The following is a 22,783-nucleotide window of genomic DNA, read 5'->3' as shown; positions in this document are numbered from 1 at the left end:
TCGAGAGCGGGGCCCCTACCCCGATCGACCCGAGGGCGATGCCCCTTCGCCGTCCGTCGCCGGCGGCGCTCTGTCGTCGCGCTGAGGGGTATGGGCTGAGCGGGGCCTCTACCCCGATCGACACAGGAGGGCGTGTCACTTCGCCTCGCGCTCGCGGCGGCGTGCGCGCTCCACCGACCCGGCAGCGAGGTATGGGTCGAGAGCGGGGCCCCTACCCCGATCGACCCGGAGACGGTGCCCCTTCGCCGTCCGGCGTCGTCGGCGCTCTGTCGGTCCGCTGCAGGGTATGGGTCGAGAGCGGGGCCCCTACCCCGATCGACTCAGGAGGGCGTGTCACTTCGCTTCGCGCTCGCGGCGGCGTGCGCGCTCCACCGACCCGGCAGCGAGGTACGGGTCGAGAGCGGGGCCCCTACCCCGATCGACCCGAGGGCGATGCCCCTTCGCCGTCCGTCGCCGGCGGCGCTCTGTCGTCGCCCTGAAGGCTGCGGGAGAAACGCGCCCCGGAGCCCGGTATCCGTCCCCGATCGTGGCGAAGCGGGATCGCGGAGGGAACGAGGGAGCGGGTGCGCGTGGGGGAGGATGGGGGCGTGAGCGACGCTGAGTTCCCCGACGCCTGGTATCTCATCCTCTCGAGCAGGCTCATCCCCGATCTCGACGGGGGCTACACGATCTCCGCCCTGGCGCGCGCGCGGCAGATGACCGAGGTGGGCGCGCCGCCCCTGCTCCTGACCGTCGACCCGGGAGCCGTCTCGGCCCACGCCGCGCACCGCGCGACCTTCGTCGAGCGCGGAGCCGCATCGGCATCCGAGATCTTCCGCAATCTGTTCGACGAGGCCGTCGCGTCCGCCGGGGGCGCAGCCGACTGGCTTCGCGAAGCGGCCCACGACGGTCACGCGGACCCGGAGATGGAGTACCGCGACGTCGCGGGGGGAGCGATTTCCCTCCCGGTCGTCGTCGATCCCGACTGGCACCTCACACGCGCACCGATCGTCGTGCGCGATACCGCAGGCGAAACGGTCGGCGTCATCGACGGGTTCGGCGCCCTCTATCGGGCGTGGCTGACGCGGATCGCGGCGGACCTGCGCGCCGAGAACCCCCGGCCGGTCGTGCTGATCTGCGAATCCCGACAGTTAGGCGAACTGCTGGTCGGGTGGGGCGATGACGACGTCCGCATCCTGCACACGGTGCACACGATCCACCTCGAGCCGCCTTACCGGGCCGATTCGAACCTCAACCGTCTCTGGTCGCGCTGGTTCCAGGTCGCGTCCCGCTTCGACGCGGTGCTCTGGCCGACCGCCCAGCAGCGCGACGACGTGCGCGAACGCTTCGGGACCGCCGCGAACGACCTCGTCGTCCCGCACGCCGTCACCGCACCCACGGCGACCGTGCCGGCTGCCGATCGCGACCCGGGCCGCGTCGTCGTCCTCGGCCGCCTCGCGCCGGGCAAACGCCTCGCGCAGGCTGTGCGGGCGTTCGGCCGGGTCGCTGCCGAGGTACCCCAGGCCCGACTCGAGCTCTGGGGGGAGGGCGCGCAGCGCGCCGAACTGGAGGCGCTGATCGACGAACTCGGCGTGAGCGAATCGGTGTCGCTTCCCGGTCTCACCACCGACCCGGGCTCGGTCCTCGACCGGGCCGCCGTCTACCTCACCACCTCGGCGTTCGAGGGGCAGGGGCTGGCGATGGCCGAGGCCCTCGCTCACGGTACGCCGGTCGTGGCCTGGGACATCCGCTACGGCCCGCGCGACATGCTCCGCTCGGGCGGTGGCATCCTGGTTCCCGACGGCGACGAGGACGCGCTCGTGGCCGCGCTGGTCGAGATCCTCACCGACGCCGAACTGCGGGAGCGACTCTCGGCCGAGGCGCTCGAAGCGGCGACGGCCCTCACCCCGTCGCGCGCGATGCGGGCGCTCGCCGCGGCCGCCGGAGAAGCCCTGGCACGACCGCGTCGCCGCTGATCCCGGCGGGTGCGCCGTCCCTGTGTGGCGGAGCGCAAGGCGTCGACCGCGGCGGACGGCGAGCCGTGCGACCGACGGCGCTCCACGAGAGCACTGTCAGCGGGCGGAGGCGTTGCGGAACCGGTGGCGACCTCGACGAGGCCCACCGATACGGCACCGCCCACCTCGGCGGTTCGCTCTCACCGAGTCAGGAGCCGGAGCGGCCCGCCCAGGGGTCGTAGTCGGCGATGAGGTCCTCCTGCGGCGGGCGTTCGGCATCCGGGACGTGCTGCAGGTTCACGCGCACGCGATACCAGAGCGAGCTCGAGCCGCGCATCCCGTCGACGAGCACATCGGCGGGGTGCAGGGCGGCGGTGGCACCCGGATGCCGTTGCCGCCACGTCTCGAGAGCGTCGAGGGCCTCGGGCTTTGTCTTCGTGCGCGCGACCTCGATGAGGGGCATGGTCGAGGCGCGGCGGCCGGATCCGTCGGAGCCACGGGGTGGTTTCTCGGCGGGACCGATCTCCTTCGCGAGCGCGAGGAGGTCGTCGAGTGAGCCCGCGGCGTCGTCGATGCCGGCGTGCGGGTCACCGATGCTGCGGAAGCGTTCGGGCACGGTGAGCACGGTGAACTCTTCGGGGCGACGCTCGCGCACCTCGTCCCACGAGAGCGGCGTCGAGACCCGGGCATCGGGGAGCGGACGGATCGAGTAGGCCGAGGCGACGGTGCGGTCTTTCGCGTTCTGGTTGAAGTCGACGAAGACGCTCTCGCCGCGCTCCTCCTTCCACCACCGGGCGGTCGCGAGTCCCGGCGCGCGGTTCTCGACCTCGCGCGCGAGGGTCTCGGCCGCCAGGCGGACGTCGGCGTACTCCCACTCGGGGCGGATGCGCACGAGGATGTGCAGCCCGCGCGAGCCCGAGGTCTTCGGCCACCCGACGAGACCGTGATCGTGCAGTACCTCGCGTGCGATGAACGCGACATCGACGATCTGCGCCCAGTCGACTCCCGGCATGGGGTCGAGGTCGACGCGGAGCTCGTCGGGGTGGTCGAGGTCTTCCGCGCGGATCGGGTGCGGATTGAGGTCGAGGCAGCCGAGGTTGACGACCCACGCCAGGCCCGCGGCATCCCGGATCACCGTCTCTTCGGCGGAGGTGCCGGAGGCGTAGCGCAGGGTCGCGGTGTCGATGAACGCGGGATGGTTGTCGGGGACGCGTTTCTGGAAGAACGGCTCCTGGTCGAGCCCCTTGGAGAAGCGCTTCAAGACCATGGGGCGCCCGCCCGCCCCGCGGAGGGCTCCCTCGGACACGGACAGGTAGTACCTCACGAGGTCGAGCTTGGTCAGGCCCGGCCCGGGGAAGACGATGCGGTCGGGGCTGGTGACACGCACCTCGTGGCCGTCGACGTCGAGGATCTCAGCCGGGGTCTTGGCGGGGCTCATGCCGCGAGGCTAGCCCCGCGGCATCCGGGAGCGGGACCCCTTGCGACGGGTGTCCCGGGTGAGAACGGGCGTCGCGGTGGCGGTGAACACCCGCCGGGGGAGGGGCGACCGGATGCCGCGGGTTCGCGACGTGAGTGTCCACGACACCCGGACGAATTCGCGCGGCGTCCGGGTGTTTTAGACACTCGGCCGGGAGGCCGGGAGGCCGGGAGGCCGGGAAGCCGGGAGGCCGGGAGGCGGGGAGGCGGGGAGGCCGGGAGGCCGGGAGGCCGGGAGGCCGGGAGGCCGGGAGGCGGGGAGGCCGGGAAGCCCGCGCCCGGGCGCAACCATGGATGCCGAGGCGGGAACGACGAAGGGCCGCCCCGAAACGGGACGGCCCTTCGTGCGGATCAGTGCGTCAGTTGTTGCCGCGGATGATCGCGATCATGCGCAGGATCTCGACGTACAGCCACACGACGGTGACCATGATGCCGAAGGCGCCGACCCAGCCGTAGACGCGCGGGGCGCCGTTGCGGACGCCACGCTGGATCTGGTCGAAGTCGAGCACCAGCGAATAGGCGGCCATGATGACGACGAGGACGCCGAGGATCAGACCGATCGGGATGCCGGCGATCGTGGCGCTGCGCAGACCGAACGCCATACCGTCGGGCAGCACGCCGAAAAGCATCAGGCCGACGTTCAGCAGGCTGAAGACGAGGTAGCCGACCATCGCGATCAGGAAGATCTTGGTCGCGCGCTTCGAGGCGCGGATCTTTCCGCTCGCGAAGAGGGCGAGGGTGACGCCGACGACCGACAGGGTCGCAAGGGTGGCCTGCACGACGATGCCGGGAAGCTGGAACTCGAAGAATGCCGAGATGCCGCCGATGAACAGACCCTCGAACGCCGCGTAGGCGATGAAGACGGGGACCGAGGGCTTCTTCTTGAACGTCGCGACCATCGCGAGGACGAAGCCGACCAGGCCGCCGATGAGCATCGGGGCGACGCTCGGGCGCGGGTTGGCAGCGGTGACGCCGCTCATCGTCCAGATCCAGCCGACGACGGCGGTCACGACGAGGATGCCGAAGAGGCCCAGCGTCTTCATGACGGTGTCTTCGACCGTCATGCGGCCGGTGTCGACGGCGCTCGCGGACGGAGCCGCGTACGCGCCTTCGATCGACGCGGCGGCGGCGGGATCGACGGCCGGCGGCGGGCTGTAGCGCGTGTTGACGCCACCGGCTCGAGGGTCCTGGAACGCCGGGTTGTTGAATGCCGGGTTGTTGAGGGCCACGGGAACTCACACTCCAAAGATGGTGATCACAGCACCGTGCTGTCAGACAACACTAGCTGAGGAGCGTGTCCGATTCGTGGGTGTGACTGGGATTCTGCTATGAGCGATACCGCCGTTCACCTGGGACTCGTACGCTTCGCGCGTGCCCCTCGTCATCGGTCATCGCGGCGCCCCGGGATACCTGCCCGAGCACTCGCGAAGCTCCTATCGGCTCGCGATCTCGGCGGGGGTTGATGCCGTCGAGCCCGACGTCGTCCCCTCGCATGACGGCATCCTCGTCGTCCGGCACGAGAACGAGATCGGGTCGACCACCGATGTCTCCGAACGACCCGAGTTCGCCCACCGGCGCACGTCGAAAGTCGTCGACGGCGAGCTTCTGACCGGCTGGTTCACCGAGGACTTCACCTGGGATGAACTGCGGACGCTCCGGTGCCGCGAGCGCATCCCCGCGTTCCGTCCCGACAGCGCTTCCCACGACGACACCGAGCCCGTCCTCCGGCTGCGCGAGGTGCTCGACCTGGCACGCGCGGGCGGTGCGGGGGTCGTCCTCGAGATCAAGCACGCGGCATCCTTCGCCCGGCTCGGGTTCGACATGGCCGAGCTCGTCGACGCGGAGCTTCGCGCCGCCGGATGGGCGGATGCCACGGACACCCTCGTCATCGAGTCCTTCGAGCCGCTCGTTCTCTCGCGGCTGCGGGGGCGCGGCATCCGGATCCCCCTCGTGCAGCTCGTCGACAGCGAGGGGACGCCGTGGGACCTGCGCGAGCGTGAAGGTGCGGACGCGGCGACCTACGCCTCGATGCTCACGCTCTCCGGACTCGACGCGCTCGCCGCGGAGGTCGACGGGATCAGCCCCGACAAGCAACTCGTGCTCGCGCCCGACGAGCGGGGGACGGTGCGCGGCCCGGCGCCTTTCGTCCGCGCGGCGCAGCAGAGGGGCCTGCGGGTGTTCACGTGGACGTGTCGACCCGAGAACGCGTTCCTGCTGCCGACGCATCGGGGGCCGGGCGGCGAGGCGGCATTCGGCGACTGGCGGCGCGAGTGGGCGGTGCTGCGCGCGGCCGGGCTCGACGGGGTGTTCGTGGATCATCCCGACCTGGGGGTCGAGTTCTTCGGGTCGACGCGGTGACGTTGTGCGGCTGACGGCGTGGTCCCGCGCGGGGAGGCCGTGCGTAACTCCGGAGATTCGGTGGGAAGAGCGCGGGGTATCGCGGTCGCAGCCGCGGGCCGTGCCCGTTCCTCCGGAGTTCGGTCCGGGCCCGGGCGCGACCCGAGGGCGAGCCGGCGTCCGCGCAAGCCCGGCGGAGGTCGACCGCGGAGCCGCGAGGATGACCCCATGACGGTGGATGTGACGGTGGTCGGCGGGGGAATCTCTGGACTCGCGTGCGCGCGGGCGGTGCAGGATGCCGGGCGCTCGGTGCGGGTGCTCGATCGCGGTCGGCGTGTGGGCGGTCGCCTGTCGAGTCGCACGATCGACGGTCGGGCGGTCGACCTCGGCGCGTCGTACTTCGTGGTGGGTGAGGCGGCGGACTTCGGGCACGTCGTCGCCGACTGGGAGGAGCGGGAGCTCGCCCGGCCCTGGACCGACACGTTCCAGGTGATCGACGCCGAGGGCGGGCAGACCCTCAAACCCGGACCAATGCGATGGGCGGCCCCCCTCGGTCTGCGCTCGCTCGCCCGGGATCTCGCCGAGGGCCTCGACGTGGAATCCGAGCGGCTCGTCGAACGGGTCGAGCCGTATCGGGTCGACGCGGAAGAGGCGGGCGAGGTGGTGCTCGCGATGCCGTCGCCGCAGGCCGCCCGCCTGACCGGTGACGCCCCGGGTGGCCCGCAGGAGTGGGAGCCCGTCATCGCGGTGGTGCTGCGGTGGGACGAACGGCAGTGGGATGCCGACCTGCACGGCGCCTTCGCCGACGGCGACGCCGACGTGTCGTTCATCGCCGACGACGGCGACCGACGTAGAGACGGCGCTCCCGTGCTCGTCGTGCACACCACGGCCGACCGCGCGCGTCGGCACCTCGACGACCCGGATGCCGCGATCGCGCCCGTGCTGGCGGCGACCCGTCGGCTGTTGCGCATCGACGCCGAGCCGGTCAGCACGCACGCGCATCGCTGGACCTTCGCGCGGCCGACGCAGGCGACGGGCCGGCCGTTCTTCCGGTCGCCCGGGCTGTCCGCCTGCGGGGACGCGTGGGGCGAGAGCGCAGCCGTCCGCACGGCGTGGGCGTCGGGCGACGCGCTGGGGCGGGCGCTCGCGGCATCCTGACATCCGGTGCTCGGCTCCGGCGGCGGGTGCGATGCGGCCCGGCCGACACGCGCGGGCGTCAGCGCTCGACGGATGCCGATCGAGCCGCGGAATCCTCCGCCGGAACCGGATTCTCGAACGGTGCGGGCCTCGATGCTCCGTCGGACGCCCCCTCTAGGGTGGGGCGCATGGATGCCGGTATCGACGTCGCAGGAGTCAAACGATCGTTCGGTGCGGTCCACGCGGTGCGCGAGGTCACCTTCACCGCGGCACCCGGACGCGTGACCGGGCTGGTCGGCCCGAACGGCTCGGGGAAGACGACGCTGATGCTCATGCTCGCCTCGCTGCTGCAGCCCGACGCGGGGCGGATGAGTCTCGGCGGTGTCGATCCCGTAGCCGACCCGGCCGGGGTGAGACGGCTTCTCGGATGGATGCCGGACTCTCTCGGCGCCTGGCCCAGCCTCACCGCACGCGAGGTGCTGGTGGCCACCGCGCAGCTCTACGATCTCTCGCGCGATGCCGCGCGTGCCCGCGCCGACGAGCTCCTCGCGCTCGTCGACCTCAGCGCTCTCGCCGCGTCGCCGGCCCGCGTGCTCTCCCGCGGACAGAAACAGCGCCTCGCCCTCGCGCGGGCGCTCGTCCACGACCCCCGTGTGCTGCTCCTCGACGAGCCGGCGTCGGGTCTCGACCCTCAGGCGCGCATCGCCCTGCGCGTGTTGCTCAGACGTCTCGCGGCCGAGGGGCGCACCATCCTCATCTCCAGCCACGTGCTCTCCGAACTCGAGGAGGTCGTCGACGACGCGGTCTTCCTCGTCGAGGGACGCACGGTCGGCGGTGAACGCGTCGCCGCGGCGGCCCGTCGCGTGCGGGCCTGGCGCGTGCGGGTTCCTCTCGATGTCGCCCGACCGATGGATGCCGTGCGTCTCGACGTCGCGGCAGCGCTCGGGCGCGCGGGCGATGAGGTAGGAGTCGATCGGCGCGACGTCCTCGTGCCGTTCTCCGACGAGGCCGGCGCGGTCGCAGGGCTCCGGGCGTTGATCGGCGCCGGGCTCCCCGTGGTCGAGTTCGCTCCCGCGGTCGGCGACCTCGAGCACGCCTTCCTCGACCTGGGGTCGGCACCGGCGTCGCCAGAGGCCGCCGCGCCGCCGTCGTCCGGCGTCCCCCCGCGGCCGTCATCGCGAGAGCCGGGGCCCGTGTCATCCGACGCTCCACCCGAACCGACATCGCCGCCCGCGAACCGTTCCGACGACGGGAGCGTCGCATGAGCCTCCATCGTCTCCGCGCGATCATCGGAATCGAGCTGCGTCAGCGGGCGAGATCCGTCGCGTGGCACGTCCTGCTCGGCGTCTTCGCCGTCATCCTGATCGGTCTGCTCGTGCTCTCGTTCGCGTCGTTCGCGCTGTGGACGGGCGGCAACGAGTGGTTCTTCTCGATCGTCATCATGCTGGTGCTGCTGCTCGTGCTGCTGGTGTCGCCGACCCTGAGCGGCAGCGCCGTCAACGGCGATCGGGATGCCGCGACCCTCGCGCCCGTACAGGTCACTCTCGCGACGACCACCGAGATCGTGGTGGGAAAATTCCTCGCCGCCTGGATCTCGGGGCTCGCGTTCCTCGTGGTCGCGCTGCCCTTCCTGCTCGTGGCGACGTTCGCGGGCGAGCTGAACCCCCTGGTGATCGTCAGCTCGTTGATGATCCTCGTGATCGAGGTGGGTGTCGTCGCGGCGATCGGCGTGGGGTTGAGTGCCGTCGTCGCCCGCCCGCTGTTCTCCGTGGCGAGCACGTACCTCATCATCGCCGCCCTCACCATCGGCACCCTCCTGGCCTTCGGGCTCGGGGCGACCGCGCTGCGCACGACGCAGGAGACGGTGACCCGCGAGTACGACCTCGGCTCGGTGCCGTCAGGGTGCGATCCCTACGGCCCGCTCGGCGAGGAGGGATGTCCCCCGATCGACGAACTGCGGTGCACGGAGTCGACTTCGTACAGCGATGTCCCGCGCTTCGACCGGGTGTGGTGGTTCCTCGCGGCGAACCCGTTCGTCATCCTCGCCGACGCGACACCGCCGACGTACGACGAGCGTTACGGGTCGCCGAGCGACCTGTTCTCACAGATCGCCTACGGGGTTCGCATGGCCCAGATCCCTCCCGAGCCCGTACGTGAATACGACTCCTGCGCGCAGTACCTCCAAGACCAGCCGCCGCCGTCGTACGAGACGCCCGAGCAGCAGATCGAGGGGACGACTCCGAGCTGGTTCGTCGGTCTGCTCGCGCAGGCGATGCTCGCCGTCGGTCTGATGGCGTGGGGCATCGCCCGCACCCGCACCCCCGCGAAGCGGTTGCCGCCCGGCACGCGCATCGCGTAACCACGCTGGCTCGCGGTCTCGCGCTGCCTCGTGCGGGCGGGCGCGCTGCCTCGCGCGGGCGGTATGCGCCGTCCCGCGCGGGCGGTGCTCGACGTTGTGCGCCATCCCGCGCGGCGACGCTCGGTCAGCGCGAGGAGGCGCGAACCGGGCGCCGTTCCGTGCGGTCGGAGTTCGGAGCGGTCAGGCGTGTCCCTCGGCGGCGGGGAAGCCGGGGTCGGGATCGAGCACGTCACCGGTGTGGTCATCGAGGGTGCCGTGGCCCTCGGCCTGCGCGGCGTCCTCGCGGACCTCGTCGGTCACAGCGTCGGTGGGGGCGGCCGAGTCGGCGCGAGCGTCGTCGGCGTGGCGGGTCGGGATGTCAGGAGTGCTCATGAGCCCACCGTGCCGCCTCAGCCGCGCGGGGTCGACCCGCTTGACATCGCCGGTCGGCGCCACGCCCCACGACCGCGCCGGCGACGATCGCGGTCAGTCGGTGGCATCCGGGATCGACGAGTCCACCGCCGGCCAGGCCGGGAGCGGGTCGTCGAATGCCGCCCACGCCGCGGGTCCGGCGGCGAGTTCGTCGTCCGTCAGCGCGGCGCGATCGAGCAGGTGCGCGAGCTTCGGGGCCGACAGGTCGAGGCCGGTGAAGACGAGCTCCTGGCCCATGCCCATGCGCCCGTCATCGGTCCCCAGCGGTTCGATCCACATGGCCGATCCGACGTGCTCCCACCGGGCGAGGATGCCGGGACGCGACGCGAGCCGACAGAACCCTGCCGAGCGCACGAGGCGTCCGGCCGCGCCGTCGTCGAGCCGGTCGAGGGTGGCCGACAGGCGTGCGGGATGGAAGGGGCGCAGCTGCTCGTAGCGAAGGGTCATGACGCGGTTGTCGCGCATGTAGGGGTCGTGCTGATCGTTGAGCGCGTGGACCCAGCCGGCGCGCTCGAGGATCTCGCCCTCGTGCACCGCGTCCGATCGCAGGTCGCTCAGCGGGTCGCGCGAGAGTCGCACGATCGCGGCCGGGTTGAGGTGCGATGCGAGGGCCATCTGCACGGCGAGCGCCGGCGTCGGCACCTGCTCCCAGTTGATCCAGACGATCCGCGTCGCCAGCTCCAGAGCGAGCGCGGCCTGCCGTGCGCGCGCTCCGACGTCGCCCCTCGAATCTCCGGAGTGAACGGACGCCACCAGCGGGGCGTCATCCAGCAGGTCGCCGATCATGTGACGGGCGTCCACCACGCAGACCGCCTCGACCTCGGCGCCGCCGCGCGCGCCGATCGCGTGGATGAGGTCGACGTCGCTGCCGAGGTCGACCACCACCGTCTCGGCGTCCGAGCGGGGACGCGGGTGGGGGAGCGCGTGTGGCGCGCGCAGGTCGGCGAATCGCAGCAGGTGCAGAGGGCGCTCGAGCGCGACGGCGGTGCGTTCGGCGTACGCGCGGCGTTCGGGGGCGCAGACGCCCATGATGGCGATCGTGCGAGGCATGGCATCCACCTCTCGTTTGTCAGGGAGCTGTCGACACCCTACCGTGTTGTTGAGAACGATTATCAACAAGGAGGATGCCATGAAGGTGCGCGCGTCGATCAAGTCGCTCAAGAATCAGCCCGGGGCGCAGGTGGTCCGCCGTCGCGGCAGGATCTTCGTGATCAACAAGCTGAACCCGCGGTTCAAGGGTCGACAGGGGTGAGTGCGAGGGGGTCTCGATAACGCGAACGAGAACCGTCCTCAGTTACTTCAACACATTGCAATCTCTGCATGTGTGTGGTGGTCTGGATGCCGTGGACAAGATCGCCGGGCTGGATGACGCCGCCGAGCTGTTCAAGGTCCTCGGCAACGAGTCGCGCCTCGCGCTCGTCTGGCTGCTGAGCCGCGAACCGCTCACGGTGGGCGCCCTCGCCGACCGGGCCGGCCTGTCGCAACCGCTGGTGTCTCAACACCTGCGCACTCTGCGGCAGGCGGGCTTGGTGAGCTCGGAACGTGAGGGCAAGGAGATCCGTTATGCCCTCGCCGACCAGCACGTCGCCCATGTCGTGCTCGATGCGATCACCCACGTCCAAGAACCGAACGACCAGGGGAACGAACAATGAGCACCGCTGAGACCCACGCCGAGCACTCCGTCGACGAGCACGCCCACGGCGACGACTGCGGCCACCAGAAGATCGAGCACGGCGACCACGTCGACTACGTGCACGGCACCCACCACCACGCGCTCCACGGCGACCACTACGACGAGCACGAGTCGAAAGCCGAGCACGGAGTCGACGAGCACCGTCACGGCGACGACTGCGGGCACGAGAAGATCGAGCACGACGACCACGCCGACTACGTGCACGACGGACACCGTCACGCGCTGCACACCGACCACTACGACGAGCACTGAGGTGTGACGGCATCCCGCCTGTCGTGAGCGCGGGTGCCGAATGGAGGGCCCGCCTCCCCCTGGGGGAGGCGGGTCCGATGCGTACTTCCCGGCGCCTGGCGCGGTGGCTTCGGCACGTCGTCGGTCGCCCGAAGACCGAGGAATCCGTCGGAGCCCTCGCGACGCGCGGCGCGAACGTGGGCGTCTACTTCACCACCAGCAGGTTCAGTGGTGAGGCGATCGCCGCTGAGCGCGTGCCGCAGGCAGCCGTCAGGCCTGCACTCGGAACGCGCGTCCCTCGAACGTCACAACGTCGCCGATCTGCAGCTGTCGACCGCGTCGCCGGTCGGTCTCGCCGTTGACCTGGACGTATCCATCGATGATGGCTTCCTTGACATCGCCGCCGGAGTCGAGGATCCCGGCGAACTTCATGAACGCGCCGAGGCGGATGCCCTCGGTCCCGATGAGGACGTCCTGAGGCGTGGGGGAGCTCATCCCTCAAGGATGACAGTTGAGGGAACCCCCGGGATCACCCGGTGCCCGCCTCTTGAGCTGCACGCCTCCACAGGGCGAGGTACGGCGGCAGTTCGACGGTGAGGGAGACCCACAGGAATTCACCGTTCATCGCCCGATAGCCGGAATGGGATGCCATGTCGCGCATCGCTCGCAGAGCATTCACCACCTCGTCCGGGGTAGCTCGCAAGAATTCCGCGAAGTCGTCGACCTCGAAAAGAGCCGCCGCTCGGATCACAGCCATGCATCCGGAGGCGTAGGCGGAGGAATCACGAACAAGCTCATTTCGTCCGCCGCTCGTCGCGTGAACAACGAACGCATTGATAGCGTCGAGGCTCTGCAGAAGATTGTCTCGGGCGACGTCTGCCCCGGATTTCGATGACCGCGGAACGCGCGTGAAGCGAGCAGGTCGCGACTCGGGACCCGTCACAGCGGGGACCATCAGGACGGATGCCAGAAAGGCAGGGAGTCTTTCGTCATCCACGATCACGTCGACCGCGAAACCCGTCAATTCTTCGACGGCGTTCACGAAAGCGGCGATGTCGAAGTACCCGCGTCCGCTGTCGACGCGGGCGAGGAGGTCGATGTCCGACGCGAAGTGATCCGTCCCGGTTGCGATCGAACCGAAGACACGGATATCGCGAAGCCCGTGTCGCGCTCCCGTCTCGACGATCGCCTCGGAGTGCTCCTCGACGGCCAAGCTCGGCCGATAATCGGCTGCCTGGAGCAGGCGCGTCAGCGCCTCGGCGCTCGGGGTTCTCGTTCCCGTCTCGATCGCCGCCACATTGGGCTGGCTCATCCCCGCAGCTCGTGACAGTTCAGCCTGAGACATCCCCCGATCGAGGCGGGCGGCTCGCACGATCCGCGGCGCATGGATGCGGTCGAACTTCATCGGCATGTTATACCTCCGTGATATACCCTACCCGCTCGGACCCTCAGGGCGTCGACGAGATCGATTCGCCCGAGGGGAACATGGTCCAGATTCCGGCCGCCGCCCGGTTGACTGCGACGCACCTCGGCGGGCAATTCTTCGGGGTGGGAGTGGGCGTACGGAAAGCGCTCCGCCTGCCTCACTCCATCCGCTCGATGAGCCGGACCAGCGTCGGCAGTCCCCGCGACGTCGCCGGCGCGCCCGTCAGCTTCTCGATGACGGGTGTCGCGTTCGATTCGCGGTCGCGCTCGTTCCGGACGACCGTCCAGCCGAGGCCGCACCGCAGGATCTCGCACCGCCGCCGCGCCGCCTCGTCCGCGGTGTGTTCGTCGTATGCCAGGCGGGTGGGAATGTGCAGCGTGAGCTCGCGGCGGGCGGTGTCGATCTCGTGGCCGTGGGCGTCGACGATGTCGGCCAGTTCATCGAGGCCGAGGGCGAACACCTCCCGCGCGACGCCGGTGCGCGCAGCGAGCGCGGACATGGCGTCGGCGGCGAGAGCGGCGTCCCCCGAGAAGACGACGGTGCCATTGCTCTGGAAGGGGGTGATGTCTCGGCCTCCCGCATCGACGAAGGCGGTGAGGAGGTCCGAGGTCGAGACATGCCCGCGCTGACCCTGGTTGAGGTTGCGGACGAACGCGACGCGACGCATGAGGGGAGGCTACCCGCGCGCGAGAGGGAAGTGGACGCGACGGCGGGAGTCGAACCCGCCACGCCTTCGGTTATGAGCCGAGGCCCGGGACCGCCCGGATCGCCGCGATGTGCCTCCACGCTAACGCGGCGCGCGCGCGGGAAACCGAGGATTGCGAGAAGTGACGCGACGTGACGTTCTATGGCGTGGAACGCCGCCGCCGACCGTCGATGATCGCGCGCGTCGAGTGCTCCAGATGAGCGCGCACGGCGTGCTCCGGGTCGACCAGAGCGTCCTTCACGTATGCGCGATGCTCCGCTGTCAGCGCACCGGGTGCGTAGGAGGGTCGCACGTGCGTCAACAGAAGATGCATCTCCGAGTCGAGGCGCCGGTACTCCTCCGTGATCCGTGCCGAGCCCGCCGCGGCGACGAGTGCGAGGTGCACCCGCGCGTGGGCGGCGAGCGTGGCGGACCAGTCGCCCGAGGCGTCGGCGGCGGCGAGGTCGTCGAGCGCCTCGTCGACATCGGAGGGGCGGATGCCGCGGTCGCGGACGATCCGCAGAGCCTCCGTCTCGAGGGCGCACCGCAACTGCTGCAGGGCGACGAGCGCGTCGTCGTCGAGCAGCGACACCCGTACCCCGCGGTAGGGTTCGGCGGTCGCGAGGCGCTCGGCCGTCAGACGTGCCAGCGCCGTGCGCGCGGTGTGCCGGGAGACACCGTGCGTGGCGCTCAGTTCTTCCTCGCGCAGCGGGGCACCGGGGGCCAGGTCGCCCGAGAGGATCGCCGAGCGGATGGTGTCGGCGAGCAGGTCAGCTGCACGGGGACCGGGAGCGCGCGTCGCATCGCGGCCCGGCGGCCGCGAGGTGCGGCGCACGGCGTGCGGCCGGGGTGGATCGAGCGCGGGCGCACCGCCCCGCGCGGGCTGATCGGGCGCCGCGCCCGGGCTGACCGCGAGTTCATCGAGCGCGGGCTGGCTCGCGTCGGATCGAGGCGTGTCAGGCCCGGGCCGTGGCATCCGGAACCTCCTCCCGGCGGCGCGACGGAACCGACACGACGGCCAAGCCCACCGCGATGAGTGCGAGTCCGAGTGCGCCGACCGGCGTGAGCTGCTCGTGGAGGACGAGCAATCCGAGCAGGGTGGCCGCGAGGGGCTCGGCGAGGGTCAGTGTCGAGACCGTGACGGCGGTCAGGCGCGCCAGCCCCCAGCCGAAGAGCAGGTAGGCGACCGTCGTCGTCACCAGGCCCAGCCAGAGCGCGAGCGCGAGACCGTTCGGCGTGGCCAGCCACGACGCCCCGGTGATCAGGAGCACGGGGAGGCTCGCCACGGCGGCGACACCGAAGACCGTGCCCATGACGCGAGTGGAGTCCCACCCCCTCTCGATCAGCGACTTCCCGCACACCGTATAGAGGGCGTACGACATTCCCGCGCCCGCCGAGGCGAGCAGACCACCAGGGGCGAGTGCGACCGAACCGCCGGTGACTCCCGACACCAGCACGACGCCGGCGAGGGCGATGGCGGTGGCGAGCATCCAGCGCGACGAGGGGGCTCGGCGCAGGCGTACGGCATCTACGATCCCCGTCGCGATCGGGGCCGATCCGAGCGCGACGACCGTGCCGATGGCCACGCCGTTCTCACGCGTGCCGAGGAAGAACAGCGGCTGGTAGGCCAGGACGCCCACCGCGCCGACGGCGATGAGCACGGCCACCGGGCCGCGCGGGACCGGGCGCGGGGACGCGGGGGCGCGTCGCAGAAGGGCGAGCAGGCCCAGGATGCCCCCGCCCACCACGATCCGCGCGGCACCGACGGCGACGGGGGAGGCGTCGACGCCCGCCAGCGCCTGAGCCGTACCGGTGGTCGAGAAACACAGCGCCGCGGCGAGGACGGCGAGGGCAGGGAACATGGATGGATTGTTACACAATCCGCGGGCCGGGTCAGTCGCGAAGCGCGTGCACCATCGAGCGCAGAGCGTGCAGGGCGGCGGTCTGCTCGGCATCCGTCATCCCGCTCAGCATGCGCTTCTCCACCGAGCGCACGGCTGCGCTCGCCGCGTCGAGTGAGCGCCGGCCCTTCACGGTGAGGCGAGCGGGGAGCGCCTTGCCCACCGGGGCCGCGTCGGGGCGCTCGACGATGCCCTCGCGTTCGAGCGACTGCAGGAGCACGTTCATCGACTGCCGCGTGACGAATGCGCCACGGGCGAGGTCGGAATTCGACAGGCCGGGTCGCTGGGCGAGCAGCTCCAGGCAGGAGTAGTGGGTGATCGTCATGCCGAGGGGGCGCAGAACGTCCTCCATCGAGGCGCGCAGCGCGCTCGCCGCCTCTTTCAGGAGGTACCCCAGTGAGGTGTCCAGATCGATCGCCTCTTGTGTCATGTCAGTATTCTGACATACGGTACGTGTCAGATAACTGACACGTAAGGAGTTTCTCATGCCTGTCACCGGTCCCGACTTCGTCTCCCTCCAGGTGCGCGACCTTGCTGCCTCGCGCGCCTTCTACGAGCGCTACCTGGGGCTGCGACGCTCGCCCGCCGGCCCGCCGCACGCGGTCGTGTTCGACACGGCGCCGATCGCCTTCGCCCTGCGCGACCTGGCACCCGGTACCGACCTCACGGGTGTCGCCCAGCCCGGTATCGGCGTCGCCGTCTGGCTGCACGCCACCGACGTCCAGCAGATCCATGACGCGCTGGCGGCCGACGGGCACGCGATCGTCACGGATCCCATCGACGGCCCCTTCGGGCGCACCTTCACCTTCGCCGACCCCGACGGCTACCAGATCACCCTGCACGACAAAGCCTGACCCGGCTGCCGAGCGGGCGCGACGCGCGTTCGAGCGCCGTCAGGAGGGCGGGTAACGTAGGCGCATGGCGACGACGGCGGGACGAGGCATCCTGGCCCTCGGCGTCATCGGAATGCTGCTCGTCTCGGGTGCGATCCTCGCCGTGGTGGTCGAACCGTTCGCCCGTCAGCCCATCGCGGTGGGCCCGACGACGCAATGGTCCGCTCGTCTGATCTGGGCGTTGGGCGTGGTCTGGGTGGGCATCGGCATGGTGGCCGCCCGCACCCGACTGGTCCGCCGACCGGGGGCCGCCGCCGCACGCGCGACCTGGATCGCCTCGTCGAGGCCATGGCGGGCGCGAGAATCCAGCCTCGGTCTGCTCCTCGCCGATCGCTGGCTCATGATCCTCGTGCCCGGTGGCATCCTCGTCGCCACGCGAGTGCTGCAGACACCGCGTGACAGCCTGTGGAGTGTGACGCTGGCAATCGCGGGCTGGCTGATGTTCGCCGTCGCCGTGCGCCTCCTGCTCGGCCGCCGCTCGCCCTGGCCCGTCATCGCCGCGGTCGGGGGCGCGATCGTCCTGCGATGCGTCGTCGCGCTGGTCCCGGTCTCACTGTCGGGGCCGGAAGGCGTCTGGAACGACCTGTGGTCGGTACCGGCCCTCAGGATCCTCTACTCGGCGCTGGCCTTCGCGCTGGTGGCCTGGGTGTTCGTCGTCGCCGGCTGGTCGCTGGCCGCGCAGATCGGATCGCGTCGTGCGGTGGGCGTCGCGCTCGCCGGGGTGGGACTGGCCTCCGCCCTGCCGGCAGCGACCGTCGGGATGGTGGGTGCGCGCACCGCGCTGCGATCCTGGAACGAGCAGATCGGGATCCTGCCGTGGGAGCTGGCCCGATTGACCGGCGCACGCGACGGAACCTTCCCCGTCGAGATCGTCGCCACCACGGCGGTGGTCAGCGTGATCGTCGCCGTCGTCGGCATCCTGCTCGCTCTTCCGAGCCGCGGGCTCGCGCGCTCACCGCGCTGAATCCAGCCGCTCAGCGCCCGAGAGTCTGATCGAACGGCCCCCCGCGGCGGATGTCGCGCACCTCCGTGCCCAGCGGCATGAGCGACACCGGCACGAGCTTGAAGTTGGCGATGCCGAGCGGGATGCCGATGATCGTCACGCACAGCAGGAGCCCGGTGAAGATGTGGCCCAGCGCCAACCACCACCCGGCGAGGACGACCCAGACGACGTTGCCCAGGAGGGAACCGATCCCCGAGGTCGACTTCCTCACCGTCTCGCGGCCGAACGGCCACAGCGCGTAGAACCCGATGCGGAACGATGCGATCCCCCAGGGGATCGTGATGATGAGGATGCAGAGCACGACGCCCGCGGCGAGATAGCCGAGGAAGAGCCAGAAGCCCGACAGGACCAGCCACAGGATGTTGAGGATCAGGCGCATGAGTCCATCTTCGCGGCCCCGGCTGGGTGGCATCCACGGTTTGACAGTGCCGCGTCTATCCGGGTGCCGACCCCGGCGCAAGCGCCCTCCGGGGCGTGTCCGTGCCCCGTAGCGTGGGGGCACCGAGGGAAGGAACCCACCATGTCCGACGTCACCCGCGCCACTCCGGAACGCCGCGTCCTGTCGAGCTTCAGCGACTACACGGGGGCGCAGGCCGCCGTCGATCGCCTCTCCGACGCCGGCTTCCCCGTCGAGCACACGGCCATCGTCGGCCACGGGGTGCGCATCGTCGAGCAGGTCACCGGTCGACTGACGCGCGGTCGCGCCGCGGGTCTGGGCGCGGCGTCGGGCGCCTGGTTCGGCCTGATGATCGGCGTGCTCATCGGACTGCTGAGCCCGGGCGGCTTCCTCGGTCTGCTGCTGATGGGCCTCGTGCTCGGCGCCGTGTGGGGTGCGGTGTTCGGCTTCGCCGGCCACGCGTTCACCGGCGGCCGTCGTGACTTCTCCTCGGTGCAGGGCTTCGAGGCGGAGCGCTGGGATGTGACGGTGGATGCCGAGCACTTCTCGCGCGCGCAGTCGCTGCTGTCGTCGGGGGCCGCGGGCGAGACGCGCGACTAGGCCGGGCTGCGAGGTCGCCGGGGCCGATGTCGGGGGCCCCGCCTAGACTTGACCACGCCATGACCGACGCCTCCACGCCCCTCATCCTCGACGGCCCGTTGCCGTCGTCGGCCCGACCCGACGCCGACCTCCTCGAGGGGTTGAACGGCCCTCAGCGCGAGGCCGTGACGTACCGCGGCCAGGCGTTGCTCATCGTCGCGGGTGCCGGTTCAGGGAAGACGAGCGTGCTCACCCGGCGCATCGCCTCACTGCTGCGCACGCGCGAGGCCTATCCGAGTCAGATCCTCGCGATCACCTTCACCAACAAGGCCGCTGGTGAGATGCGCGAGCGCGTGCATCAGCTGATCGGGCAGAAGGCCGACGGCATGTGGATCTCGACGTTCCACTCCGCCTGCGTACGCATTCTCCGACGCGAGGCCGAGCAGTTCGGCTTCACAAAAGCGTTCACCATCTACGACTCCGGTGATTCGCGGGCGCTCATCAAACGCCTCGTGAAAGAGCACGAGGGCGACTCGTTCGGCCTCACCCCGGCCGGCACGCAGAGTCGGATCTCGAAGCTCAAGAACGAGCTCGCAGATGCCGAGTCGTATGCGCGCTCCGCCAATATGAGCGACCCGGCCGAACGCGTGTTCGTCGAGATCTTCTCGTCCTACCAGCGCGAGTTGCAGCGGGCCAACGCCTTCGACTTCGACGATCTCATCGCCCAGACGGTCTACCTCTTCCGCGCGTTCCCGCAGGTCGCCGATGTCTATCGCAAGCGGTTCCGGCACATCCTGGTCGACGAATACCAAGACACGAATCACGCGCAGTACGCGCTCATCCACGAGCTGACGCGAGCGCCCGGATCGGATGCCGAACCCCTGGCGGCCGGCGGCGGCATGATGATCTTCGAGGCCGACCCTTCGACAGGCTCAGGGACCGACGGGGGCGCGTCGTCGCTCACCGTGGTCGGCGACTCAGACCAGTCGATCTACGCCTTCCGTGGCGCCGACATCCGCAACATCAGCGAGTTCGAGCGCGACTACCCGGGCGCCAAGGTCGTGCTCCTCGAGCAGAACTACCGCTCCACGCAGAACATCCTGTCGGCGGCCAACGCGGTGATCTCAAACAACTTCGACCGCAAAGACAAGAAGCTCTGGACCGACGTCGGCGCGGGCGATCCCATCATCGGGTTCACCGGCTACTCGCAGCACGACGAGGCGCAGTTCGTCGCCGACGAGATCGAGGCGCTGCACAAGAAGGGCGTCGACTATTCGGGGGTCGCGGTGTTCTACCGCACCAACTCCCAGTCTCGAGCTCTGGAAGAGATCTTCATCCGCTCGGCGGTGCCTTACAAGATCATGGGCGGCACCAAGTTCTACGAGCGCGCCGAGATCAAAGACGCCCTGGCCTACCTCGTCGCGGTCGCCAATCCCGCCGACGGCATGGCGGTGCGTCGCATCCTGAACCGTCCACGCCGCGGGATCGGCGACGTCACCGAGACCGCGATCGCCCGCTACGCCGCCGAGCACGGCATCACCTTCCGCGACGCCCTGGCCAACTCGGCGCAGATCGGGGTCGGCCCGAAGCTGCAGAAGGCCATCGACCAGCTCGACGCGGTGCTCACCGAGGCGACCGCGGTCATGCTCCCGGCATCCGGAGAACTCGCCCCCTCCGCCTCGGTCACCGAGGGGCTCACCCTGCTGCTGAACAAGAGCGGCTACTTCGACGCCCTGCGCGCCAGCAAAGACCCGCAAGACGAGGCGCGCCTCGAGAACCTCGACGAGCTCGTCGCGGTGACCCGCGAATTCGCCCGCAACAACCCCGAGGGCACCATCATCGACTTCCTCACCGAGGTCACCCTCGTGGCGGATGCGGACGACCTCGACGACGCATCGGGTTCCGTGTCGCTCATGACCCTGCACACCGCCAAGGGACTCGAGTACGACGCGGTATTCCTCACCGGCGTCGAAGAAGACCTGCTGCCTCACCGCATCTCGGCGAACGAGCCCGGCGGCCCGCAGGAGGAGCGGCGCCTGTTCTACGTCGGCATCACCCGCGCACGCAAACGCCTGCACGTGTCGCTGGCGATGACCCGCGCCCAGTTCGGCGAGGTGACCGTCGCGATGCCCAGCCGGTTCCTGCAGGAGATCCCCGCCGACCTCATCGACTGGCGTCAGTCGCCCGGCGACGTGAACGGCCGGGGAGGCTCGCAGTCGCGCGCGCTCAACGCGCGCGGGCGTCGCCCCGGGCAGCCCGGAGGAGGCAACCGCTACGGAGACGATCTCGTGCCGCTGCCCAAGCGCGCGCCGGCCGACCCGAGCAAGTTCCCCAACCGCATCCCCGCGAAAGTCCGCGACAACGGCGACATGCAATTGGCATCCGGAGACCGCATCCGTCACGACGACTTCGGCGAAGGGCGCGTGGACGCCGTGACCGGTGAGGGCGCGAAGCGCGTCGCGCACGTGCGCTTCGACACGGTCGGGCCGAAGAAGCTGCTGGTCAAGATCGCGCCGATCGCGAAGCTGTAGCGCGCGCAGCCCCGGCTGTCGTCGGCGTGGATGCCGTGACAGGGGTCCGACGCGGTCCACCACGTTCGGGGCGCATTTCGTGCAGTGGGGCGGATGTCGCTCGCCCCGACGCGCGGGTCGCGCCCCCGAGCGGTGGCGGAGCCGCGCTGGACCACGCTAACCCGTTCCCGCAGCGTTGCAGCCCGGCCCGCCGTGGCGCCGCTCCCCCGCAGCCCGTCGCGGGCTCGACCGGGCGGCCCCGTCCCCACCGCGCCGCTCCTCCACAGCCCGTCGCGGCCACGACCCCGCGCCCCGACCCGCCGCGGCGCGGGCCCCCCGGCTAGGCTTGCCCAATGGCCCTTTTCTCGCGCCGCAAGAAGTCCGATTCCGACGACGCATCGACCGACCGGCCCGACACCGTGATCGAACCGGGCGAGCAGCCCGTCGATCCCGCCGGCTCGAGCGACGCCGCTCCCGCGGAGGCGAACGCTGCCGCCGCCGATGCGCCGTCCACGCAGACCCCCGCGCAGGCGGAGGCGACCCCGACGGTCGGCATCTCGATGTCGTCGTTCCGCGGCGTCGGTGCGGGGCCCGAGACCCCCGCCGAGGCGTCGGCTGCACCGACCGCCGCCCGCCCCTCGGCGCGTCAACCCGGCGAGATGGTGGCGCCGGAGGCCCCCGAGACCCTGCCGGGCCTCCGCGACAACGTGCTGCTCAGCAACGCCCTCGCCGAGATCGTCGGGCAGGCCGAGCCCGCCCAGCTGCTCAACGTCGCCCGTCAGCTGTTGCAGGGACACGTCTTCCTCCGCGTCAAGGGCGACGCGCGCGCCCTCATGGCCGAGGGCAAAGATCTGCCCCTCGCCGTGGCGAACAACGGCAACGAGCAGCTCGTGCTCGGCTATAGCGGCGGTATGGCACTGCGGGCCAGCGTCGAGGCCGACGGAGACCGCGACACGTCGGCGATGGCTCAGCCCGTGCTCACGCTGCTGCGCCACATCATCGACGGCCCGTACGGCGGCATGGTGCTGAACCCCGCCGCGGCCGATGGGCGCGCGGTGCTGCCGAAGGCGCTGCTGGAGCGGATGATCGCCGAGGTCGACCCGCAGCTGCGCATCAAGACGGCCCTGTGCGACGCGCGGACGGAAGCCACGGCGCCCACCGTCGTCGAGGCCATCGTGGCCGACGCGCCGATGTGGATCGCCGTGAACCAGACCGAAGAGGGCGGTCCCATGGGCGTCGCCGAGTCGCGGGCGGCGACGGGCGAGCGGTTCCTCGAGGTGTTCTCGCACCCGCTGGAGCTGCTGGCCCTCGGTCGCGGTGACCAGCCCCTGCCGATCCGCACGATGCAGCTCGCCAAGGCCCTGTCACAGGATGCCGGGCTCACCGGCATCCTGATCGACCCGGCCGGTCCGTGGATCCGCCTCGGACGCGACGAGCTCGCTCCGGTCATCGCGCTCGCCGCGGAAGACGACGCACCGACTTCCTGATCATCGACGACCGACGGGCCGCTTCCCCCCGGGGAGCGGCCCGTCGGCGTCTGCGCAGGTGGTTCTCCCCGGCGCGGATCGGTCGAGGGCCGGGCCGAACTCCGGATTTTCGGGGGCAGCGCGCGGGCCGACGAGCGTGACCCGCGCGGTGGTCGTCTCTTCTCCGGAGTTGCGCACGGCATGACGTCGGGCTGCGGTGACCGGCCGACGCCGTCGGGCGGTGGCGGACGTTGGGCGACGCGCCGACGGCGGAGCGGGCCGAACTCCGGAGTTTCGACGTCCGTGCGCCGGAATCCCGTCCGCCACCGGCGTAGGTCGTCGAAT

General features: G+C 70.8%; 24 protein-coding genes and 1 tRNA gene. 13 read left to right on the top strand and 12 right to left on the bottom strand.

The genetic code is table 11. The features are described from left to right. Positions 1–587: 587 nt before the first annotated feature. Entirely contained in the window at positions 588–1,955 is a 1,368-nt protein-coding gene (locus ACTJJP_RS06015; protein ID WP_440774109.1) for a glycosyltransferase, read from the top strand. A gap of 187 nt (positions 1,956–2,142) precedes the next feature. On the opposite strand, the gene ACTJJP_RS06010 is transcribed toward ACTJJP_RS06015, so the two are convergent. Further along, positions 2,143–3,372, bottom strand: a complete 1,230-nt coding sequence (locus ACTJJP_RS06010; RefSeq protein ID WP_440774108.1) for a DNA polymerase domain-containing protein — start codon at positions 3,370–3,372, stop codon at positions 2,143–2,145. A gap of 397 nt (positions 3,373–3,769) precedes the next feature. After that, positions 3,770–4,639 (bottom strand): Bax inhibitor-1/YccA family protein, encoded by an 870-nt coding sequence (locus ACTJJP_RS06005; RefSeq protein ID WP_440774107.1) that lies wholly within the window; start codon positions 4,637–4,639, stop codon positions 3,770–3,772. 142 nt (positions 4,640–4,781) lie between these two features. Here ACTJJP_RS06005 and ACTJJP_RS06000 point away from each other — a divergent pair, with 142 nt between their 5' ends. The 4 genes from ACTJJP_RS06000 (at position 4,782) to ACTJJP_RS05985 (ending at position 9,243) form a co-directional block, all read left to right on the top strand. Then, entirely contained in the window at positions 4,782–5,768 is a 987-nt protein-coding gene (locus ACTJJP_RS06000; RefSeq protein WP_440774106.1) for a glycerophosphodiester phosphodiesterase family protein, read from the top strand. Positions 5,769–5,975: 207 nt separating this feature from the next. Beyond that, the gene (locus tag ACTJJP_RS05995; RefSeq protein WP_440774105.1) at positions 5,976–6,905 is read left to right on the top strand and encodes an NAD(P)/FAD-dependent oxidoreductase; all 930 of its coding nucleotides are present in this window, start codon (positions 5,976–5,978) and stop codon (positions 6,903–6,905) included. A 167-nt stretch (positions 6,906–7,072) separates the two neighbouring features. Beyond that, a complete protein-coding gene (locus tag ACTJJP_RS05990; RefSeq protein ID WP_440774104.1) occupies positions 7,073–8,149 on the top strand; it encodes an ABC transporter ATP-binding protein in 1,077 nt (358 codons plus the stop codon). Then, on the top strand, positions 8,146–9,243 hold the full coding sequence (locus ACTJJP_RS05985; RefSeq protein ID WP_440774103.1) for an ABC transporter permease: 1,098 nt from the start codon (positions 8,146–8,148) through the stop codon (positions 9,241–9,243). Before ACTJJP_RS05990 ends, ACTJJP_RS05985 begins: the two co-directional genes overlap by 4 nt. Before the next feature lie 180 nt (positions 9,244–9,423). On the opposite strand, the gene ACTJJP_RS05980 is transcribed toward ACTJJP_RS05985, so the two are convergent. Together ACTJJP_RS05980 and ACTJJP_RS05975 are read right to left on the bottom strand one after the other, a co-directional pair. Further along, positions 9,424–9,615 carry a hypothetical protein gene (locus ACTJJP_RS05980; protein WP_440774102.1) on the bottom strand — a complete coding sequence of 64 codons (192 nt, stop codon included), beginning with the start codon at positions 9,613–9,615 and terminating at the stop codon, positions 9,424–9,426. 93 nt (positions 9,616–9,708) lie between these two features. Continuing rightward, positions 9,709–10,704: a GTP-binding protein gene (locus tag ACTJJP_RS05975; RefSeq protein WP_440774101.1), complete on the bottom strand. Its 996-nt coding sequence runs from the start codon at positions 10,702–10,704 to the stop codon at positions 9,709–9,711. A 79-nt stretch (positions 10,705–10,783) separates the two neighbouring features. Between ACTJJP_RS05975 and ykgO the strand changes: the two genes are divergently transcribed. The 3 genes from ykgO to ACTJJP_RS05960 all read left to right on the top strand — a co-directional run bounded on the left by ykgO (position 10,784) and on the right by ACTJJP_RS05960 (position 11,599). Next, positions 10,784–10,906 carry a type B 50S ribosomal protein L36 gene (gene ykgO / locus ACTJJP_RS05970; protein ID WP_136587164.1) on the top strand — a complete coding sequence of 41 codons (123 nt, stop codon included), beginning with the start codon at positions 10,784–10,786 and terminating at the stop codon, positions 10,904–10,906. A 91-nt stretch (positions 10,907–10,997) separates the two neighbouring features. Next, positions 10,998–11,306 carry an ArsR/SmtB family transcription factor gene (locus tag ACTJJP_RS05965; RefSeq protein ID WP_440774100.1) on the top strand — a complete coding sequence of 103 codons (309 nt, stop codon included), beginning with the start codon at positions 10,998–11,000 and terminating at the stop codon, positions 11,304–11,306. Next, the gene (locus ACTJJP_RS05960) at positions 11,303–11,599 is read left to right on the top strand and encodes a hypothetical protein (RefSeq protein ID WP_349848917.1); all 297 of its coding nucleotides are present in this window, start codon (positions 11,303–11,305) and stop codon (positions 11,597–11,599) included. Before ACTJJP_RS05965 ends, ACTJJP_RS05960 begins: the two co-directional genes overlap by 4 nt. Before the next feature lie 249 nt (positions 11,600–11,848). Here ACTJJP_RS05960 and ACTJJP_RS05955 read toward each other — a convergent pair whose 3' ends face one another. The 7 genes from ACTJJP_RS05955 to ACTJJP_RS05925 all read right to left on the bottom strand — a co-directional run bounded on the left by ACTJJP_RS05955 (position 11,849) and on the right by ACTJJP_RS05925 (position 16,020). Beyond that, on the bottom strand, positions 11,849–12,073 hold the full coding sequence (locus ACTJJP_RS05955; RefSeq protein ID WP_440774099.1) for an RNA-binding S4 domain-containing protein: 225 nt from the start codon (positions 12,071–12,073) through the stop codon (positions 11,849–11,851). A gap of 34 nt (positions 12,074–12,107) precedes the next feature. Then, the gene (locus ACTJJP_RS05950) at positions 12,108–12,983 is read right to left on the bottom strand and encodes a helix-turn-helix domain-containing protein (RefSeq protein WP_440774098.1); all 876 of its coding nucleotides are present in this window, start codon (positions 12,981–12,983) and stop codon (positions 12,108–12,110) included. A 178-nt stretch (positions 12,984–13,161) separates the two neighbouring features. Beyond that, positions 13,162–13,671, bottom strand: a complete 510-nt coding sequence (locus ACTJJP_RS05945; protein WP_440774097.1) for a DUF1697 domain-containing protein — start codon at positions 13,669–13,671, stop codon at positions 13,162–13,164. 31 nt (positions 13,672–13,702) lie between these two features. Then, positions 13,703–13,778, bottom strand: a tRNA-Met gene (locus ACTJJP_RS05940). Between the two features lie 71 nt (positions 13,779–13,849). Beyond that, positions 13,850–14,665: a GntR family transcriptional regulator gene (locus ACTJJP_RS05935; protein WP_440774096.1), complete on the bottom strand. Its 816-nt coding sequence runs from the start codon at positions 14,663–14,665 to the stop codon at positions 13,850–13,852. Then, the gene (locus ACTJJP_RS05930; protein WP_440774095.1) at positions 14,646–15,551 is read right to left on the bottom strand and encodes a DMT family transporter; all 906 of its coding nucleotides are present in this window, start codon (positions 15,549–15,551) and stop codon (positions 14,646–14,648) included. Before ACTJJP_RS05930 ends, ACTJJP_RS05935 begins: the two co-directional genes overlap by 20 nt. A 31-nt stretch (positions 15,552–15,582) precedes the next feature. After that, complete coding sequence (locus ACTJJP_RS05925; RefSeq protein WP_440774094.1) at positions 15,583–16,020, bottom strand: MarR family winged helix-turn-helix transcriptional regulator; 438 nt, start codon at positions 16,018–16,020, stop codon at positions 15,583–15,585. A 55-nt stretch (positions 16,021–16,075) separates the two neighbouring features. Here ACTJJP_RS05925 and ACTJJP_RS05920 point away from each other — a divergent pair, with 55 nt between their 5' ends. Both ACTJJP_RS05920 and ACTJJP_RS05915 read left to right on the top strand, forming a co-directional pair. After that, positions 16,076–16,444 (top strand): VOC family protein, encoded by a 369-nt coding sequence (locus ACTJJP_RS05920; RefSeq protein ID WP_440774093.1) that lies wholly within the window; start codon positions 16,076–16,078, stop codon positions 16,442–16,444. A 64-nt stretch (positions 16,445–16,508) separates the two neighbouring features. Next, positions 16,509–17,447, top strand: a complete 939-nt coding sequence (locus ACTJJP_RS05915; RefSeq protein WP_440774092.1) for a hypothetical protein — start codon at positions 16,509–16,511, stop codon at positions 17,445–17,447. A 10-nt stretch (positions 17,448–17,457) separates the two neighbouring features. Here ACTJJP_RS05915 and ACTJJP_RS05910 read toward each other — a convergent pair whose 3' ends face one another. Then, entirely contained in the window at positions 17,458–17,865 is a 408-nt protein-coding gene (locus ACTJJP_RS05910) for a YccF domain-containing protein (protein ID WP_440774091.1), read from the bottom strand. A gap of 141 nt (positions 17,866–18,006) precedes the next feature. Between ACTJJP_RS05910 and ACTJJP_RS05905 the strand changes: the two genes are divergently transcribed. From ACTJJP_RS05905 to ACTJJP_RS05895, 3 genes are all read left to right on the top strand, one after another. Further along, positions 18,007–18,483: a general stress protein gene (locus ACTJJP_RS05905; protein WP_440774090.1), complete on the top strand. Its 477-nt coding sequence runs from the start codon at positions 18,007–18,009 to the stop codon at positions 18,481–18,483. Positions 18,484–18,542: 59 nt separating this feature from the next. Continuing rightward, positions 18,543–20,993 carry an ATP-dependent helicase gene (locus ACTJJP_RS05900; RefSeq protein ID WP_440774089.1) on the top strand — a complete coding sequence of 817 codons (2,451 nt, stop codon included), beginning with the start codon at positions 18,543–18,545 and terminating at the stop codon, positions 20,991–20,993. 332 nt (positions 20,994–21,325) lie between these two features. Further along, positions 21,326–22,459 carry an SseB family protein gene (locus tag ACTJJP_RS05895; RefSeq protein WP_440774088.1) on the top strand — a complete coding sequence of 378 codons (1,134 nt, stop codon included), beginning with the start codon at positions 21,326–21,328 and terminating at the stop codon, positions 22,457–22,459. The last annotated feature ends 324 nt before the right edge of the window (positions 22,460–22,783 follow it).

Origin of the sequence: Microbacterium sp. 22296, assembly GCF_052045385.1 — a bacterium.
GTDB lineage: Bacteria > Actinomycetota > Actinomycetes > Actinomycetales > Microbacteriaceae > Microbacterium.
Note: the sequence above shows the minus strand (reverse complement) of the source record. Positions and strands in the feature narration are given on the sequence as shown.

Bases quoted from the DNA above. Each gene is read 5' to 3' on its own strand.
- ACTJJP_RS06010 (WP_440774108.1), bottom strand. From the start codon at position 3,372: ATGAGCCCCGCCAAGACCCCGGCTGAGATCCTCGACGTCGACGGCCAC.
- ACTJJP_RS05995 (WP_440774105.1), top strand. From the start codon at position 5,976: ATGACGGTGGATGTGACGGTGGTCGGCGGGGGAATCTCTGGACTCGCG.
- ACTJJP_RS05990 (WP_440774104.1), top strand. From the start codon at position 7,073: ATGGATGCCGGTATCGACGTCGCAGGAGTCAAACGATCGTTCGGTGCG.
- ACTJJP_RS05985 (WP_440774103.1), top strand. From the start codon at position 8,146: ATGAGCCTCCATCGTCTCCGCGCGATCATCGGAATCGAGCTGCGTCAG.
- ACTJJP_RS05980 (WP_440774102.1), bottom strand. From the start codon at position 9,615: ATGAGCACTCCTGACATCCCGACCCGCCACGCCGACGACGCTCGCGCC.
- ACTJJP_RS05975 (WP_440774101.1), bottom strand. From the start codon at position 10,704: ATGCCTCGCACGATCGCCATCATGGGCGTCTGCGCCCCCGAACGCCGC.
- ykgO (WP_136587164.1), top strand. From the start codon at position 10,784: ATGAAGGTGCGCGCGTCGATCAAGTCGCTCAAGAATCAGCCCGGGGCG.
- ACTJJP_RS05960 (WP_349848917.1), top strand. From the start codon at position 11,303: ATGAGCACCGCTGAGACCCACGCCGAGCACTCCGTCGACGAGCACGCC.
- ACTJJP_RS05955 (WP_440774099.1), bottom strand. From the start codon at position 12,073: ATGAGCTCCCCCACGCCTCAGGACGTCCTCATCGGGACCGAGGGCATC.
- ACTJJP_RS05950 (WP_440774098.1), bottom strand. From the start codon at position 12,983: ATGAAGTTCGACCGCATCCATGCGCCGCGGATCGTGCGAGCCGCCCGC.
- ACTJJP_RS05945 (WP_440774097.1), bottom strand. From the start codon at position 13,671: ATGCGTCGCGTCGCGTTCGTCCGCAACCTCAACCAGGGTCAGCGCGGG.
- ACTJJP_RS05935 (WP_440774096.1), bottom strand. From the start codon at position 14,665: ATGCCACGGCCCGGGCCTGACACGCCTCGATCCGACGCGAGCCAGCCC.
- ACTJJP_RS05930 (WP_440774095.1), bottom strand. From the start codon at position 15,551: ATGTTCCCTGCCCTCGCCGTCCTCGCCGCGGCGCTGTGTTTCTCGACC.
- ACTJJP_RS05925 (WP_440774094.1), bottom strand. From the start codon at position 16,020: ATGACACAAGAGGCGATCGATCTGGACACCTCACTGGGGTACCTCCTG.
- ACTJJP_RS05920 (WP_440774093.1), top strand. From the start codon at position 16,076: ATGCCTGTCACCGGTCCCGACTTCGTCTCCCTCCAGGTGCGCGACCTT.
- ACTJJP_RS05915 (WP_440774092.1), top strand. From the start codon at position 16,509: ATGGCGACGACGGCGGGACGAGGCATCCTGGCCCTCGGCGTCATCGGA.
- ACTJJP_RS05910 (WP_440774091.1), bottom strand. From the start codon at position 17,865: ATGCGCCTGATCCTCAACATCCTGTGGCTGGTCCTGTCGGGCTTCTGG.
- ACTJJP_RS05905 (WP_440774090.1), top strand. From the start codon at position 18,007: ATGTCCGACGTCACCCGCGCCACTCCGGAACGCCGCGTCCTGTCGAGC.
- ACTJJP_RS05900 (WP_440774089.1), top strand. From the start codon at position 18,543: ATGACCGACGCCTCCACGCCCCTCATCCTCGACGGCCCGTTGCCGTCG.
- ACTJJP_RS05895 (WP_440774088.1), top strand. From the start codon at position 21,326: ATGGCCCTTTTCTCGCGCCGCAAGAAGTCCGATTCCGACGACGCATCG.